Genomic DNA, 16,027 nt, shown 5'->3' with positions numbered 1-16,027 from the left:
GTTCGCGCGCGAATGCCGGATGAACGGATGGGGGTTTCAGCAAAGTGGAACTGACGATATTTGGAGTCTTCGTATTCGTCACCGGGCTGGCGGCGCTTTACGCGTCGCATCGCGGTGTGATTTACGCCATGGCGGCGTTTTCGCTGTTTGGATGCACGCTCGCGCTTAATCTGGCCGGCATCGGCATTTTGCCAGCACAATTGTTTCTCGCGTTCTTCGCACTCAGGGCATTCAATCTCTCAGGCGGCAAGGGGCTTGCTGAGGCGCTCACGCAGGAAAAACCCGGTTTCTGGCTGCTCTGCACATGTCTGTGGGCTGTTGCGGGAGCCATCCTGCTGCCGCGCTTGCTGGGTGGCGCGACACTCGTGTTTCCCGTCGATCGCAGCAGTCAGTACATTTTTTTGCAGCCGCTCCGGCCGGTCTCCGGCAATCTGTCCCAGACGATTTATTGTATTAGCGACGTGGTGGTGTATTGCTCCATGTTCGTGTTCCTGAAATATCGTGGTGTGTACCGGACGCTCGCGAACGCCATCTTTTTGCTCGCCGCGCTCGACGTGCTTGCCGGCGTAATCGATATCGTTTCACACGCTGCGGGCATCGACATGCTCTCGGTGGTCAAGACGGCGCAGTTCGCCGATTTGACGGGCGAGGAAATGGGCGGCCTGGTCCGCATCAGCGGTACGTTCAGCGAAACTTCCGGGTTTTCGGCCTTTACGCTGCCGCTCTTTGTCTTTTGTCTGAATCTCTGGCTCGTCGGCTTGCGTCCGAAGATCGCCGGTTCGCTTGCGATTGCGACCGCAATCCTCCTGCTGTTATCGACTTCGGGAACGGCGTATGTCGGACTGGGTGTGTATCAGCTTGTCCTGCTGGTGAGCCGGCCCGGCGTCATTTCGCGTAGCGCGATCGTACGCAAACAGCGCATGTGGGTTATCTCGTCGTGCGTTGGTCTGCTGGGCGTGCTCTACGTGATCGTCTTTCTGCCGGGGGTGGTGAACGTGCTCAGTGATTTCGTAGACGCAGCGGTCCTGAGCAAGGCGGGGAGCGACTCAGGCGTCGAGCGGATGGGATGGAATGCTCAAGGTATCACCAACTTCTTCGATACGTACGGAATAGGCGTTGGGCTGGGCAGCATTCGTGCATCGAGTTTTCTGGTCGTGCTGGTGGGAAGCCTGGGTGTCGTGGGGGTGGTGTGCTATGGGATGTTCCTCGGGAAGTCGCTGCTGTTGCCGGTGCCTGCCCATTATTCGTTCACCGAGCGAGCTGTCTGCTATGCGGCGCGTCACGCCATGATTTCGACGCTGATCGTAGCGTCGGCGTCGCTCAGCGTGTTCGAACTCGGTACTTGTTTCTACATATTTGCGGCTGCAGCAGGCGCGCTTTCGTCGCGTGTGCCGCGACGTGCGTCCGCGCGCAGAGGGTGGGCTATCAGGGGGGCTCATGAATAAAGTTCACGCGTCGCTATCAAAGATCGAATTGCTAGCGGTTTATTTCTCGTATGTTGTGCGGTACATCTACCCGCTCATTCTGGTTCCTTATTACGGGAGAGTGCTGGGTTCCAACGGCTACGCCGTGGTGCTGGCGGGGATGTCGTTGTCCAGCACGATCTGGCTTTGCACCGACTTCGGTTTTTCCACCATCGGTGGACGGGATATCGTCCATACCGAAAACATTAGCGAACGCGATTCGATTTTTCGCGATCAGTTCACGGCCCGGCTGCTGTTGTGCATTCCGGGTTTGATCATCGGCGGACTTGCGGCGTCAAGGTCGGAGATCATTTCCGGTGTTCCCGGTGTGAGTTTTTTTGTCGTGGTCGGAGGGCTGCTGAACGCTTTTAACCTGGGCTGGTATTTCACCAGCACAGGCCGCCCGCGCACGAGCGTGATGATCGAAATGCTGGGGCTCATGCTTTCGCTCACGCTGCTATTTACGTTCATTCGAAAGCCGGCGGATATCGACCGTGTTTTCCCCGTGATATTTGCTTCCAATCTGGCGCAGACGGTGCTCGCCTATTGGCTTGTTCGAAAGGAGCACACCGGGTTCATTGCGCCGCTGCGTGCAGCCATCGATCTGATCAAGCGATCGGCCACGATCTTCATCTACGGGGGGACGGCGGTATTGGTGCTCGTCTCGTCCACCTATATCTTGTCGGTGTTGGCCTCGCCCTCGGAGGTGAGCGCCTTCGGTCTCTCTGAGCGCCTGGTCTCAGCCGGGCTGAGCATCATGGCGCCCGCGTCGCAAATTCTGGCGCCGAAAATCATGTATCTGGTTACCCGCAACGAGGCGCGAGCCAATCTGCTCGCTCGACGGACATTCGCCATTTTCTTCTTTGGTTCGGTAGCCGGCGTGATCCTCACGACATTGCTTTCGGAACGGCTCGTCCCGCTGCTGTTCGGACGGGAATTCGTTCATGCGGTCCCCATTCTCAAGATCATGGTGCTCGTTATGCCACTTGCCGTTTGTACGCGGGTGTTGAGCATGTATTTCCTGATCCCCCGAAAACTCGAGAAGTTGCTCGCCCTGAGCGGGGTGACTAGCGCACTGGTGAATCTGGCTGCGGCCATTCCCTTTGCAGGCTATTGGGGAGCCACGGGCATGGTGTTGGCGCGATTGCTGGCGGAGGGCTCGTTGCTGGCCATGCTGGTCGTCGGTAGCTGGCGCGCGGGATTGATCCGGGACATTCTCGGTACCGGTGAAGGGTTTTCGTGGCAGACGAGATTCAGTAGATGGCTCGAATAACCGTCGCCACGGTGCGTGCGACAGGCGGCGGTGCAATGGCCGGCTTGCGCGTACCGTGTGCCGAAGCATCCTGCAGCGGTCGACGTGGCGCGCGATGGATTCGCGCGTCAGTTCGCGGATAACCAAGGTGACGCAAATGAGCCAGCCTTCCTTGAGTAAAGCACCAAAAATCTGCCTGATCTTCGCCACGCGTGGCCGCGCGGAGATTCTTGAGCATGTCGTTGGCTTTGTCGATCTGCAAACGGTCAGGCCCGACCTGATTATCGTGTCGTGCGTATCCGATGAGGACGTCGGCGATCTGCCGGGCGGGCCCGGACTGATGGTGCTTAAAGGAAAGCCAGGACTTACGGCGCAACGCAACCACGCGCTGAACCATGTGCCCGGCGACATCGACATCGTGATTTTTCTCGACGACGACTTTCTGATGCATGGTGCGTGGATTTCGGAAGTGCTCAAGGCATTCGGGAGCGATCCCGCCATAGCATGCGTTACCGGAACAGTCATTGCCGACGGCATTCATGGGCCCGGCTATTCCTTCGAAGAAGGGCGCGCCATCGTGGCCCAGGCAGGCGATCTCCCGGAAACGATGATCGTGGCGCAGACGGGCGGCCCCTACGGATGCAATATGGCATTTCGCGCCAGCAGTATCGCGGGCCTTCGCTTCGATGAGCGCCTCGTCCTGTATGGCTGGCAGGAAGATCGCGATTTCGGCGGGCAGATATGGAATCGCGGTAGCCTGGTTGTCCGGATCAATACGGCAATTGGCGTACACCTGGGAGTCAAGCGCGGCAGAGTGTCCGGATGCAAACTCGGCTATTCACAGGTGATCAATCCGCTCTATCTGGTGAAGAAGCGGACGATGCCTCTGCGCCCCGCGCTCGATCATGTCATGCGCAACGTGGTGAGCAATATTGTGCGCAGCGTGGCGCCGGAGCCATGGATCGACCGGCGCGGGCGTCTGGTAGGCAATCTGATGGGGCTATGGGATTTCGTGCGAGGAAGGTTGACGCCAGAGCGACCTGAGACATTCTAGAAGCTGCCAGGCAATTGTGATGAATAAACATTCCCATTTGGCCGTGCCCGATTGCCTGCGTGGCATCGCAGCCATATCGGTCCTGCTTTTTCATCTCAATCACTGGCTTGGAATTCCGTGGCTGGCGCCCAACGCGGGCATTGCCGTCGACTTCTTTTTCGGTCTCTCGGGTTACGTGCTGTGCGTGGCCTATCGCGGCCGGTTCGAAAGAGGGATGAGCGGTGCGCTCTTCGCGCGCATCCGGCTTATACGGCTGATGCCGATGATCGCCATCGGCACCTTGCTGAGTGCATCGTATCTGGCGGCGAGGGTGGTACTGCTGCACGACGCCGATATTCATCCGGGATGGCTTGCGGCTGCAACGCTGCTCGGTCTGTCGTGCATCCCGAGCTTTGGCGCTCCGCACGCCATTGGCGGTCCGCAGGTGTTTCCGCTCAACGGCCCCGAATACACGCTATTTCTCGAACTGGTTGTCAACCTCTTCTGGATGCTCACGCGCCGGTTCGACGGCATGAAGTTCGCACTCGTCGTGGCGCTCGCGGGCTATGCGCTGACCGCGGTGTCAGGCATGGGAGGCGATACGCCACAGACTTTCCTCTCGGGCTTTCCGCGCGTATTCGGCGCTTATTATCTGGGCGTCCTGCTTTATCACGGCGATGTGAAATACGGGCTGCTCTCGCTGAAGATCTGGAAATCGCTGTTCCTGCCGGCATGCCTCGCGACGGTGACGATCATGGCATGGAATGGTCAGATTCCCTTCATCGTCCAGTGGCTGTGGGCGGCCGCTGTCATGCCGTTGTTGATTCTCGGCGGCTCCTCGGTTGTGCTCGCCGGGCCTGTACGGACCGTCGCGCTTGTTTTGGGCGAGCTGTCCTATCCGGTGTATGCGTTGCATTACCCGCTGTTCGTCTGGCTCAACGGAACTTATCAAGAGCTGATGCAACGGAAGGATCCGCTTATCGAGGCCGCGTTGTTCGTCCCTCTGATCCTGCTGGCGAGCTATCTCATCATGCGTTTCGTCGATACGCCGCTGCGCCATTTTCTCGTCTCCCGATTTGGCCGGACGACCGCCAAACCGATTCTCGACGGTGCGGCGGCCGATACGCCTGTTTGAGCCGACGCACTGTGTTTGCGTGCGGTAACCAGCAGTGCGGCGCTTGACATGCCGATAGCATAACGTCTGGAGAAACGGCGTTGCGGGACTTCATTTGAGAAGGGTCGATGCTTGCATGCACGGGAAGGGTATGGAAAGGATCGCGTCGAAAACGATAGCGTTCAACGGCAAGTTCTTCGGAGCAGGGCCGACGGGCGTGCACAAGGTTGCCGAGCAGCTCATCGCGGCGACCGACGCCTTGATCGCAGGGCAAGCCGCGAACGGCATGGATTACGCCGTCGTCGCGAGAGAGGGTGTGCAGGTGCCGTCCTATCGCCATATTTCCTGCGTTCGCGAGAGCCGGTGGGCTCGCAGGATGCACAAGATCGTGTGGGAACAGTTTTATCTGCCCGTGGCGGGCAGAAAGGACTTCATTCTCAATCTCTGCAATCTCGGGCCGCTGCTGCACCGCAATTCGGCAACGTTGATACACGACGCTCAAGTGTATTCCGCGCCCGAATCGTATTCGCTGTCTTTTCGGCTCTGGTACAAATTCCTTTTCTTTTTCATTGGGAAGCGGCACAGGATCATCTTCACCGTTTCCGAGTATTCGAAAAGCGAACTCGTGCGCTATGGCGTGGCGCGCGCCGACAAGATCGTCGTCGTGCACAACGGCTGCGATCACGTCCTGCAGATTCGTCCCGACGACAGGCAAATTGCGGTATTGGACCTCGAGCCGAGGCGCTATGTCGTTGCACTTGCGAATACGCAGAAGCACAAGAACATCGGCATGCTGCTCAAGGCCTTTTCGGGCGAACAGTTGAGAAACGTGCAACTCGTGCTGTTCGGCGGCGCGACGCGGGAGGATTTCGAGCGTCTCGGGCATGCCGTGCCGCCCAACGTGCGATTTACGGGCCGTATTACCGACGCGGAACTCGTTGGATTGCTGGCCAACGCTGGCGCGCTTGCTTTTCCTTCGCTTACCGAAGGGTTTGGTTTGCCGCCGCTGGAGGCGATGGCGCTGGGCTGTCCGGTGGTGGCCGCGCCCCTGGGCGCGCTGCCCGAAGTGTGCGGAAAAGCGGCGCTTTATGCGGACCCGCTTAGCCCGGATGCATGGCGATTGAATATTCTTGCTGTGCTCGACGACGAAGCAGTGCGCCAATCCCTGATATGCGCCGGACACCGGCAGGCCAGCAGCTTTACATGGAAGCGCGCGGCGCGCGACCTGTGCGAGACCGTGAAAGCCGTGAACGGCTGACTTCATTAAAGAAAGCGATATTAGGGGCAAGCAATGTCTATAGATGTCGACTTCTCATTGGCGCTCAATGATCGAACCGGCAAGCTATTTCTGGGCAAGGATATTCTCGCGACGCTCGGTGGGAGGGTCGAGAGGGTCCACTATGGGCGATTCCACGAGTTTCCGCGCAATGATTTGATGCGCCGTATCGCGGGCCGGCTGACCCACAAGGAAACCATTGCGAGAGTCAATAGCTCGCGGCTGGTTTCGCTTTTGCCGGTCATCCGCGATCCGCATCCTACGCTGCATCTCGACCCGCTGAGCGTCGTGCGCCATCGCCTGGAACCGCGGGACATCGTGCTTTGCCACGATGTAGGTCCGATCACGCATCCCCAGTATTTCGCGCAGGGCGTGGAAGATTTATACGTTCGGGCGTATGAAGAGATCCGGAAAGTGAAGCCTCACATGGTATTCGTCAGCAAGACTTCCCAGCGCGAATTTCACGAGCTGTACGGGAACGACTTTGCGTCGTCGAACGTCATCTATATTCCGACGCGTCTGGGCGTCAAGGAAGGGGAAGGGCGTCCGGTGAATGGCGTTTCGCCTCGTTTTCTATTGACGGTGGGAAGTATCGGCGACCGCAAGAACCAGGCGCGTTGTATCGAGGCGTTCTCGGCAAGCGGGCTGGCCGAGAAAGGGTGGCAGTACGTCGTTGTCGGAGGGCGCGAGCCTGGTGCGGACGTTGCCATCGAACTCGCCAGGCAATCGGCGGGTATCGTGATGCCGGGGTACACGAAAGACGATGAGCTTCGCTGGCTCTACCGCAATGCATCCGGTTTCGTGTTGATGAGTTTGCTGGAAGGATTCGGAATGCCGGTGATCGAGGCGATAGAGCATGATTTGCCGTGCCTCGTTTCCCGCGCGAGCATTTTGACGGAAGTGGGAGGGGACGCCATGCTGCGCGCCGATCCGCTTTCCCGGGAATCCATCGCATACGGTATGCGTTCGCTGGCCGAGATGCCGGGCGACGAGCGTATCCGGCGAATTTCCGAGGCGCGCGCCCACCTTCAGACCTTTGCGCGCGAACCGATCCTCGCGAGGTGGCGAGAGCTGGTCGAGAAGTTCGGCTGAGTCGCTGGATCGTATGTGCATCGCGCCGGATGCGCGAGATTGGCGGCGCGAATCGCGCACCGCCCCCGGTCCCGCCAGACCGGGGTTGAATCAATCAAACTTGTAAAGCCACGCAGGCGTCCCGTTCAGGCGTATCCAGCCGGGGCCGGGCGCAACGCCCGGCATCGAAAGCGACACGACAGCGCGTGCGCCGCTTCGAGAGAACGCCTCCATCACCTGTTCGCGCTGTTGCGGCGAAAGCTGGGTCCAGAATATTTCGCTGTAGTCCGGCCAAAGCGCTTCGTCTTTGCGATCGAAGCGATTACGGTCTTCGGGCTCGATACGATATGGGAGACCGCCAAACTCGGCGACGATGCGCAGGCGCGACACATAGGCCCAGCTAACCCTGACGGCAGGCGCACTGTCCCGGATAACAGCCACCGCGTCGCCCGGTTGCAGCCCTGAGGCAGTCAGCGCATTCGCGAGCTGCCATCGCGGGTCGTCGTGAAAGTCCGCACGACGAAGCGCCGCATGGAACGAAGACGCATCGGTAAGCACAAGTTCGCCGAGGGCACCTGCACCATAGATTATGGCGAAAGCGATGGTGAGCGCGCGGCGCGCAGGTAGCTTCGCGTCCAGCAATGGCGCACAGGACAGCAGCGCCATGACCATGACAAATGCGCTGAGATAGCGATCTTCGACGTGAACCACGAAATACGTGCCAAAGCCCGCAGCAGTCGGCAACAGCAACGGCCACATCCGGGTCATCGTTTTGACCAGCGCCATTCGCCATGGCCGCCTGGCGAGGCACGCCAGGAAAGCTGCCACGACCGCGAGCACGCTCGGGTGTTGCCGGAGTATCTGCTGGAGGCTCCACAGTGACCGGCCCATTGCAATAACTTCGAGCCTCGGACTGAAGAACGACCGAAAGCCTTTGTACCAATAGGCGACATCGTTATAAGGAGGGTAAGTCGTGTGGAAAGGTTTCCCGAAGCCGAATGCCGGCAAGCCCGCTACAAGCTGACTGGTCGGATGGATCGGCCGGCCGAACTGTGCCGGGCCGCCTTGCCAGTTGGTCAGATGCGGCAGCTCGTTCACATGCCAGGGGACATTCAGGGCGCCTGAGGCACCAAGCGTGAATTCCCCATAGGACCAGGAGATTCCGGCGATATAGGCGGCAAAGAAAATACCGAAAACGCCCGCCGTCACACCAAAGGGTCGCCACAGGCGGCCGCGCGCACAGCAATAGATGAAAAGCGTGAGAAGGAACAGGCAGGCAAACGGCGTGAATACCCCCTTCACCCAGACACCGACACCGAGCACCAGACCGAGCAAGATCGCGGATAACACGTCCCGACGACGGAGCAGGGCCAGGAGCAGACTCGAACCAAGGAGGAAGCCTATGGTCACGAGCATGTCCGGACACACGGCCGAAACCGTGTCGAGCCCGAGGCAGGCGCCGAGAAAAACGCAAACGCCGATCCAGATCGTAAAGGGATGCTGGATCAGTGCAAGCGAGCCGGGCGAATACAGCGCGAGCGCATTTTTGATCAGACCGCGCCAGGATGCGTACGCGACCAGATAGACGAGCCAGTTCGCGATTGTGATCGCATACCATTCTCCCTCTGGAGTCGGCGGCGCCAGCGCGCGCGCCGCCGCAACGACGGCGGGATATCCCGGATTCCAGAAGGGGTTGAAGATTTCTCGCCAGTCGACATGCGTGACGGCCCAGCTCACATTGAGATAGGAAATCCAGTCGCCGTAATATTGCGTGCGACCGTAAATGCCTTCGACGATTCCGAGTACGCCGATGACGAACCAGGAAAGGACGAGATGTGTATTCCCGGGCGGCCATTTTATTGTCATGAAAGCACCTCCGCGCTCGCAGCCAGAAGATCAATAGATAAGGGAGTTAACCGCCCTGTGGTCCGGTCAGCAAAATGAGCCATTAACGCCAAATCTCAGCCGAGGTATGACTCCTCGTTCGACGTCGTTCCGGCTGTCACTTGAGGTCCGCACGCATCGCGCGTCCGTGCAGACAACTCACGCGACGAATGTAGCGGGCGAGTGCCGGCCCCTCTGTGCGTTGGACAACGCGGCTTCGATCGAGCAACGCTGATTCACCTGCGCTTTCACGCATGGCGCCGGTTGTCGGAACCCTGCGACCGGGGATTTCGGCTTTTTATGTAGGTTTTGCCCGGCTCGGCTACGCGTTTCCCGCCGGTCTGTTGCAATACCGGTTTCATCGACCTGTGCGCAGGCGCGGATCGCTTTCGGCAGTCCTTATCGTTGCGTTGGTTTTCGGCCTGTTCTTCATGCCATGGTCGACGCTTCGTCAACCCGTGGTCGATCTGCTGGTCGCGCTCGTCGTTCTCCCGGTAATCGTCTGGGCGGCTTGCCGGGGCGGGGCGCACGAGCACGCGGCTGGCTTTCCGCTCGCCCCGGCGCGCGCTGCCGCCGGGATGTGGCCGTACCGGATTAAGCAGCGGCCCGGGTCGAGCATCGGCCGTGCGGCCAGCGCAGGACAATGCAGCGCCACGAAGCGTCGCCGCGTTGGGCCGCTTTGCCACCTGTCACACTCGCGCCGCGTTCGCCCGGTGCAATTGCGTCGCGGTGCTCAGGAGGACGCTGAGTCGTCCGGGGAAGCGACATTGAAGACGGGAGTTTCGGATGCATGCAGTCGACGCGCGTGCTCGTTGAACGTCCACTTCGAATTGAGCAGATAGGTCAAGCCCAGAACGAGCGCGGTCGTAATCAGTTGGGCAATCAGATAGTTCAACCCAGGAATTGCCGTGAGGAACTTCATGCATACGCCGTTCGCCAGTACGCCGAGCAACGCGATGATGGCGAACTTCGGTGCGGTCGAAAGAGGGTTGCTGTTGCTTCGGAACGTGATCTGGCGGTTAAGGCAGTAGTTGACGATTGCACCGACCGTCGCCCCGGCCATGGAACTGACTGCCGCAGAGGCAAAGCCCGAGTGAACCATCGCAATGAGGATTGCATACTGCGCGCCGGTCCCGATTGCACCGACGCCAGCATAGATTACGAACCTTCGTGCGGCGCGCAGTTCAGACATCGTTCGAGCCTGCGGACTGATAGCGGGTGCGGATCAGGTACACGGGGCGCTTTTTCGATTCGTAGTAAATGCGGCCGATATATTCGCCGAGTACGCCGATTCCGATCAACTGAACCCCGCCGAGCAGGAGAACGGCCGAGATCAACGACGCGTAACCCGGTACGGCGATGCCTTGAATCAGGGTCCGCACAATAAGGAACGACGCATACAGTATTGCGCCAAACGCCACGAAGCTGCCGACATAAGTCCATACGCGCAGCGGCAGCGTGCTGAAACTCGTGAAGCCTTCCAGCGCGAAGTTCCACAGTTTCCAGCCGGAAAACTTCGACCTGCCCGCAAGGCGAGGCTCGCGCACATACTCGACGACCGCTGTCCGGTAGCCCACCCACGCAAAGAGGCCCTTCATGAAGCGGCGCGTCTCGGGAAGCTGCTTGAGCGCATCGACGACCTCCCGCGTGATCAATCGAAAATCCCCCACGTTTTCGGGGATTTTCGTGTCGCACATTGCGTTGTGGATGCGATAGAAAATCGCCGCCGTCTGACGCTTGAGGAAGGAGTCCGTGAGCCGGTTCACGCGTTTGGCGACGACGACGTCGTGGCCCTCGCGCCATTTCTCAACCAGGACCGGAATGATTTTCGGCGGGTCCTGCAAATCCGCGTCGAAAGGAATCACAATGGCGCCGCGCGCTTCGTCGAGCCCGGCCGAAAGCGCGGCCTCTTTGCCGAAATTGCGTGTCAGGTCGATAACGCGAATGCGGCTGTCCTCCTTCGACATGCCGATCAGCATGCGCAGCGTTTCGTCGCGGCTGCCGTCGTTCACGCAGACGATTTCGAATTCGGTTCCATCGATCGATTCGAGTATGGGAATGACCGTGCTGAAGAAGGCGCCGATCATCTCTTCTTCGTTATAGAACGGCACGACGAGCGAGAGCAGGCTGGGTTCTTCAACCAACGGAATCTCCGCAACCGAAGGACTGGATCGCACAGTCATTTCGCGCACGCCTGCCGGCGAGATTGACGTTTCCCTCAGGAGCGGCTCCGGAGCCAGAAAGTGAGGGCGGCCGATATAGTCCATGATTACCTCGCGCAGATGCCGCGGTTGTCAAACTGACGTAACGATTCGACCGCGAGCGTTCAGCGTTTGACGAGCCGCCGAACCGCGTTGAGCGGGGACTTCAACCGGGTCACCGGCGAGTGAACGACTTCCGCGAACGTTTTGGGATGGCGGTGTTCCAGCGTCGAGATGACCTTTCTTTTCAAGCTGTCGCGCAACGGTGAAACACCGGGCGGCAACGGCTTGAGCCCCATCATGCGCAAAACGTAGTTGGCCTGATAAACCCTCGCGCGTTGCTCGAGCGACTTCATGCAGTAGTTGATGCTGATACTCACCGAAATGTTGTCGCCGTTCTTGACCCAATGCGGCGCCAATGGCGGGTGATGCACCACCTCGCCCGGGTTGAGCCGGAAGATCGTGCCGCGACTCTGCAATTGACGGCGATAACGCGCGGCCTCGAAGTTGCCGGCGTAATAACGCTCCACTTCCTGGTCCGGCACCAGCTCGCGGTCGGTGGCGGGGAAAAGGCAAACGTCTTTTGAACCCCGCAACTGGAAAAGGAAATTGGTTTCGTGATCGATATGGAAGGGCGTCGAGATATTCGGCGAGGAGACCAGTAATGTCATCGTCACGAGGGTGATGTCGCTGCGCAGCGGATAACCGGACAACGCCTCCAGCTCGGTGGTAATCGAGTCGAGGACACGGGCATAGTCCGCGTCGTAAAGTTGCGCCTGAGTGAGCTTGATCCATGAGCCGTTTTCGTGAACGCTCGCAAACGCCTCTTTCAACTGCGTGCTATGCGGCATGGCGCTGAACCTGGATTCCAGCGAACTATTCTTGAAGTTGATCGCGCGGACGTTGCCGTTCTTTTCAAGCATCCGCTGAGCGACTTCGGCGATCCTCGGAATCTCGAACAGGCCGTTTTCATGCAAGAGATGGTTGAATTTGAATGGATGCAGATTGAAGTTGCTTTTGAATTCCTGATTGCAAGCGTGCAGGATTTTTTCGTCTGAGGTGAATTGGGGCATTGCATCGGCCAACACCGCACCATTGCTAGTCGCAGACATGGCACACCTCGCGGGTTAGAGGGTAGTGCTTGCAGGCTACTATCGCGACTATGGGCCAGATGTGCGCTGACGAACATCCAGGTCAGTTTGGGCGTTTACCCGATAGGGGTCGGCATCTTTGACCGGTTCGCGGATGGCTGCCGAAGGGGTGCCGGCGGCGCGGAAGCTTGGCCTCAAAAAGTCGATGACCTCGGCGTCCGTGATCGGTGTGATGTGCAGTCCGAAAGCGGCGTTCAGCGAAGCGACGAAGTGCTGGGCCCAAAGCGTATTCCAGACCACGCCCGCGTGCGTGTCGGCAAGGACTGCGTTGTGCGGATCGTCGCCGGAGGTATTGGTAATGGCCCAGCCCGGCCCCAGATGCACCGTTTTGTAGTTCGGAAGGCCATGATCGTCACGATGGCCCCACAGGCTTTTGAACCACTCGCCATCTTCCATCACGTAGATATGGCGGTCCGTCGCGGCGAGCGCGCGCAAGCCTATGTTGAAGCGATCGATGCCGGCGTCGATATTGGCGATCTCTTTCGCGGAATGCCAACTGTCGAATTCGCCCGACCAATCCGCGTTGCTGCCTACCGCCGAGAGCACGATATAGGTCGCCGGGTGGAATTTGCGGATCAATGCGACGGTCTGGTCAACGGCTTTGATGCAGGAATTGATTGCGGCCATGGGGTGCGGCGCGGCCGGGTGGCGGGCCAACTGATCCAGAAACTCGTGGCTGCCGAGATCGTTCGCGCTGATCCGGATGAACACGATGCCGCCGCGCCATGCCTCGCGTTCCGTATTCATCAGGTCGACGAGACGAATCGCCTGGCGCTGCGAGTGCCCCATGAGTTCGTCGCAGGTCGCGCCGCTAATCGCGAAGTTGTAGCGGTAGTCTTCCTTGGGCGGTGTGCGGGCGAGTGCGCCGAAGGCTTCCCCGGCAATGGCGCGAACCTTCCCGGTGCCCCACACGCCCCATTTGCCCTGGTCGATTTCGTCGCCCCGCAACTGGGCGAGCACCTCGGTCCACTGCCAGGTGGTCGCACGCCATTTGCCGCCTCGCGCGCGCGGGTCGCCCAGCGTGATCGGGTCGTGGTAGGACTGGCTGTCCGAGTCGCCAAGCACGGCGAGGCGCACCTTTCCAGAGGGCGGCTCCGACGCGTTGGCGACGGCGACGGGCGCACGACGAAAGAGGCCAGGAACAGCCAGCCTGACAAAAAGGCCGGTGACGGACAACGCGCCGAAAAGCGCGACCAGCACTATCGTGCGCGAACGGGACATAGGCCATCTACCCTATGGGGATGCGTCGAAATGCATTGGGACGCCTCGGTATCATGGCCCTTCAGGGGCGTTTTCCTGCTTCGCACGCACGGCGTTGGCGAACCGGTCGAGCAGTTGCTTGCCCATGACCGCAGCGCCAGCCGCGCGGAACATCTGGTTGTGCATGCCCGGAACCTCGGTTACAACGAGGTTGCCGCTGACCACTTCGCCCCAGCCCATGTCGTGCGCGAACAGGCGCCCCTTGAGCACCTGGCCGCTGCGAAAGATCTGGACGTTGCCGTCGTAGTCCTTCGGACGATATCGCACCTGCTGCTCGCGCAGATAGCCGATATTGCGGCCGTACCAGAGGTTATCGTCGATCATGTTGTTCGCGCTGTCGTTCTTCAGGAGGCCGAACTTCACCGCAAGCTGGGTGAGACGAAGCCAGCGAACGGTCCGGAACTGCTGGAGGAACGCGATCATCGACATTTCGCCGCGTCGTGCGAGCCGGTAGTCGCGCGGTATGTCGTCCATGCGCACCTGAATCTTGCGCAGCAGGCGATCGTACCAGGGCATCGTTTCGCGATACCCCGGGCACCAGGAATCGGTGAGCACGACGAGTTCCACCGTTTCGCCCTCGCGGCGCAACTGGTGGGCGGCTTCCAGCGCCATCGCGCCCAGCACGCAGTAGCCCATGAGGATATAGGGCCCATGCGGCTGAATCAGTCTGATGAGCCGCACGGCGTCCGCGGCGAGATCCTCGAACGCGCGCAGCGGGAAGTCGGGCTGGGGCGTCTTCGGCACCATCGGCACATCGACGACAGGCCGTTCGTCGCCGACCTGTCTGGCCAGCTCGTAGAGGACTGCGATGTTGTTGAGCACGATGACGGGCGTTTGCGAACCATCCTCGTTAAAGCGCACGACGTTGTGCGCTTTCGCCTCCAGCTCCGCGCGGCTCATGAAGCCGCTGACGCCCACGCCGCCCGCCACCTGCGCGGTGTCGTGACCGTTGCCGTGCGCGGGTGCAGGCGCGCGTTGCGGCACGACTTCGGCCGTTTCCAGCACCTCGCGCCAGTTGGCCAGATGCCGGTCGATCGTCTCGATGTCGTAGAGGTCCGTGTCGCCCTCGCACGAGATGCGCCAGCCTTCGGGGCGCCGCACCATGAAGAAGTTGAGGTCGTAGAGCGCGCCCGCGTTGAAGGAAGGCGAAGTCGTCGCGGCGAAGTCCTGACGGCGCACCTCGTCGCCCATGCCGACAAAGCTTTGCTGCAGCGCGAAGTTGACGGAGCATAGCGGCGGCCGGTTCGAGTCGGACACTTCGCCCGCCATTTCCATCATCTCTTCGAACGGCAGATGAAGATGCTCGATGGCGTCGCTGAGCTTGGCGCCGCATTGCGCGGTCACATCGGAGAGCGTGCTGCCCTGGGTCACGTCGAGGCGCAGGATCACCGTGTTGATGAGCGGCCCGACCACGCCTTCGAGTTCCTGCTGGTCGCGCACCGACATCTGCGTGCCCATGGCGACCCGGGCCTGCCCGGTCGTCTTTTGCAGCGACATCGCGAGGCCCGCGGCCGCCACGCTGAAGAGCGTCACGCCCTGCGCCTTGGCGGCCGCGATCAGACGCTCGCTCATCTCGCGGGGCAACAGAATGGAGCGAATCACGCCCTGGAAGCGGCGCGCCGCCGGCCGGGCGCGATCGCCGGGCACGTCGAAGCGGCTGAAGCCCTGAAGCTCCTGGCGCCAATGGACGCGAGCGCGGTCGATCGCGGCGCTGGCCAGGAATTCGCCCTTCCATAGCGCGTAGTCGCCATGGTGAAGGTCGACGTCGGGGTAATCGGGATCGCGGCCCGCGTGCAGCGCCGCGAGACCTTCCACGAGTTCGCGCACGAGAATCGCGAAAGACCAGCCGTCCATCACGAGCGAATGGAAAGTGAGTTGCAGCTCGCCTTGCGTGCTCGACCGGGGCAACCACACGGCCCGGAAGAACGAAGCGCACGACAACTCGAAAGGCGTGCGCGCCTGCTCCAGACCCACGCGCTGGGCCTCGGCCAACGCGGCTTGTTCGTCCAGGCCGCCGAGGTCCACCACCTGGAGCCGGAACGGGGCGCGGCTCCAGACCTGCTGGCGCAACCCCGCGCCCGTCATGAGGAAACCGGTGCGCAAAACCTCGTGCCGCGCGACCAGTTCGCCGAGCACCTGCTCGATGCTCGCGGCCGTGAGCGGCCCGGACAATTGCAGCCGGAACGCGATGTTGAGCGCGGAGGCCTTGGGCGAAGCCTTCTGCTCGTGCCAGTAGCGTACCTGGCAGGCGGTCGCCGGGAACAGGGCGTGGCCTGCCTCGACCTCCTGCACCGGCGCGATATTCAAGGCTGTCCCGTTCAT

The 16,027-nt window shown here is 60.5% G+C and carries 12 protein-coding genes; 6 read left to right on the top strand and 6 right to left on the bottom strand.

Going from position 1 to position 16,027, the window contains the following annotated elements:
- Window positions 1-44 precede the first annotated feature (44 nt).
- The 6 genes from U5768_RS12260 to U5768_RS12235 all read left to right on the top strand — a co-directional run bounded on the left by U5768_RS12260 (window position 45) and on the right by U5768_RS12235 (window position 7,230).
- Complete coding sequence (locus tag U5768_RS12260) at window positions 45-1,445, top strand: hypothetical protein (protein WP_322030661.1); 1,401 nt, start codon at window positions 45-47, stop codon at window positions 1,443-1,445.
- On the top strand, window positions 1,438-2,736 hold the full coding sequence (locus U5768_RS12255) for an oligosaccharide flippase family protein (RefSeq protein WP_322030660.1): 1,299 nt from the start codon (window positions 1,438-1,440) through the stop codon (window positions 2,734-2,736). Before U5768_RS12260 ends, U5768_RS12255 begins: the two co-directional genes overlap by 8 nt.
- 136 nt (window positions 2,737-2,872) lie before the next feature.
- Window positions 2,873-3,769 (top strand): glycosyltransferase family 2 protein, encoded by an 897-nt coding sequence (locus U5768_RS12250; RefSeq protein ID WP_322030659.1) that lies wholly within the window; start codon window positions 2,873-2,875, stop codon window positions 3,767-3,769.
- A 43-nt stretch (window positions 3,770-3,812) separates the two neighbouring features.
- A complete protein-coding gene (locus tag U5768_RS12245) occupies window positions 3,813-4,883 on the top strand; it encodes an acyltransferase (RefSeq protein WP_322030841.1) in 1,071 nt (356 codons plus the stop codon).
- Between the two features lie 130 nt (window positions 4,884-5,013).
- Window positions 5,014-6,120 (top strand): glycosyltransferase family 1 protein, encoded by a 1,107-nt coding sequence (locus tag U5768_RS12240; protein ID WP_322030658.1) that lies wholly within the window; start codon window positions 5,014-5,016, stop codon window positions 6,118-6,120.
- 33 nt (window positions 6,121-6,153) lie between these two features.
- The gene (locus U5768_RS12235) at window positions 6,154-7,230 is read left to right on the top strand and encodes a glycosyltransferase (protein WP_322030657.1); all 1,077 of its coding nucleotides are present in this window, start codon (window positions 6,154-6,156) and stop codon (window positions 7,228-7,230) included.
- 90 nt (window positions 7,231-7,320) lie between these two features.
- On the opposite strand, the gene U5768_RS12230 is transcribed toward U5768_RS12235, so the two are convergent.
- From U5768_RS12230 to U5768_RS12205, 6 genes are all read right to left on the bottom strand, one after another.
- Window positions 7,321-9,075 carry a hypothetical protein gene (locus U5768_RS12230; RefSeq protein WP_322030656.1) on the bottom strand — a complete coding sequence of 585 codons (1,755 nt, stop codon included), beginning with the start codon at window positions 9,073-9,075 and terminating at the stop codon, window positions 7,321-7,323.
- 751 nt (window positions 9,076-9,826) lie between these two features.
- A complete protein-coding gene (locus U5768_RS12225) occupies window positions 9,827-10,285 on the bottom strand; it encodes a GtrA family protein (RefSeq protein WP_322030655.1) in 459 nt (152 codons plus the stop codon).
- Window positions 10,278-11,276 (bottom strand): glycosyltransferase family 2 protein, encoded by a 999-nt coding sequence (locus U5768_RS12220; RefSeq protein ID WP_415913887.1) that lies wholly within the window; start codon window positions 11,274-11,276, stop codon window positions 10,278-10,280. Before U5768_RS12220 ends, U5768_RS12225 begins: the two co-directional genes overlap by 8 nt.
- A 143-nt stretch (window positions 11,277-11,419) precedes the next feature.
- Window positions 11,420-12,406, bottom strand: coding sequence for a cupin-like domain-containing protein (locus U5768_RS12215; protein WP_322030654.1), 987 nt, complete (start codon window positions 12,404-12,406; stop codon window positions 11,420-11,422).
- A gap of 48 nt (window positions 12,407-12,454) precedes the next feature.
- Window positions 12,455-13,666, bottom strand: coding sequence for an SGNH/GDSL hydrolase family protein (locus tag U5768_RS12210; RefSeq protein ID WP_322030653.1), 1,212 nt, complete (start codon window positions 13,664-13,666; stop codon window positions 12,455-12,457).
- A 51-nt stretch (window positions 13,667-13,717) separates the two neighbouring features.
- Complete coding sequence (locus U5768_RS12205; protein ID WP_322030652.1) at window positions 13,718-16,027, bottom strand: condensation domain-containing protein; 2,310 nt, start codon at window positions 16,025-16,027, stop codon at window positions 13,718-13,720.

The organism is Paraburkholderia sp. J76 (genome assembly GCF_905220295.1).
Taxonomy (GTDB): domain Bacteria; phylum Pseudomonadota; class Gammaproteobacteria; order Burkholderiales; family Burkholderiaceae; genus Paraburkholderia.
This window is presented reverse-complemented; position numbering and strand designations above follow the sequence as displayed.

What these genes read in the sequence shown, in the direction of transcription:
- U5768_RS12225 (WP_322030655.1), bottom strand. Translation starts at nt 10,285, where the DNA reads ATGTCTGAACTGCGCGCCGCACGAAGGTTCGTAATCTATGCTGGCGTC.
- U5768_RS12235 (WP_322030657.1), top strand. Translation starts at nt 6,154, where the DNA reads ATGTCTATAGATGTCGACTTCTCATTGGCGCTCAATGATCGAACCGGC.
- U5768_RS12250 (WP_322030659.1), top strand. Translation starts at nt 2,873, where the DNA reads ATGAGCCAGCCTTCCTTGAGTAAAGCACCAAAAATCTGCCTGATCTTC.
- U5768_RS12205 (WP_322030652.1), bottom strand. Translation starts at nt 16,027, where the DNA reads ATGAACGGGACAGCCTTGAATATCGCGCCGGTGCAGGAGGTCGAGGCA.
- U5768_RS12220 (WP_415913887.1), bottom strand. Translation starts at nt 11,276, where the DNA reads ATGACTGTGCGATCCAGTCCTTCGGTTGCGGAGATTCCGTTGGTTGAA.
- U5768_RS12210 (WP_322030653.1), bottom strand. Translation starts at nt 13,666, where the DNA reads ATGTCCCGTTCGCGCACGATAGTGCTGGTCGCGCTTTTCGGCGCGTTG.
- U5768_RS12240 (WP_322030658.1), top strand. Translation starts at nt 5,014, where the DNA reads ATGGAAAGGATCGCGTCGAAAACGATAGCGTTCAACGGCAAGTTCTTC.
- U5768_RS12255 (WP_322030660.1), top strand. Translation starts at nt 1,438, where the DNA reads ATGAATAAAGTTCACGCGTCGCTATCAAAGATCGAATTGCTAGCGGTT.
- U5768_RS12230 (WP_322030656.1), bottom strand. Translation starts at nt 9,075, where the DNA reads ATGACAATAAAATGGCCGCCCGGGAATACACATCTCGTCCTTTCCTGG.
- U5768_RS12215 (WP_322030654.1), bottom strand. Translation starts at nt 12,406, where the DNA reads ATGTCTGCGACTAGCAATGGTGCGGTGTTGGCCGATGCAATGCCCCAA.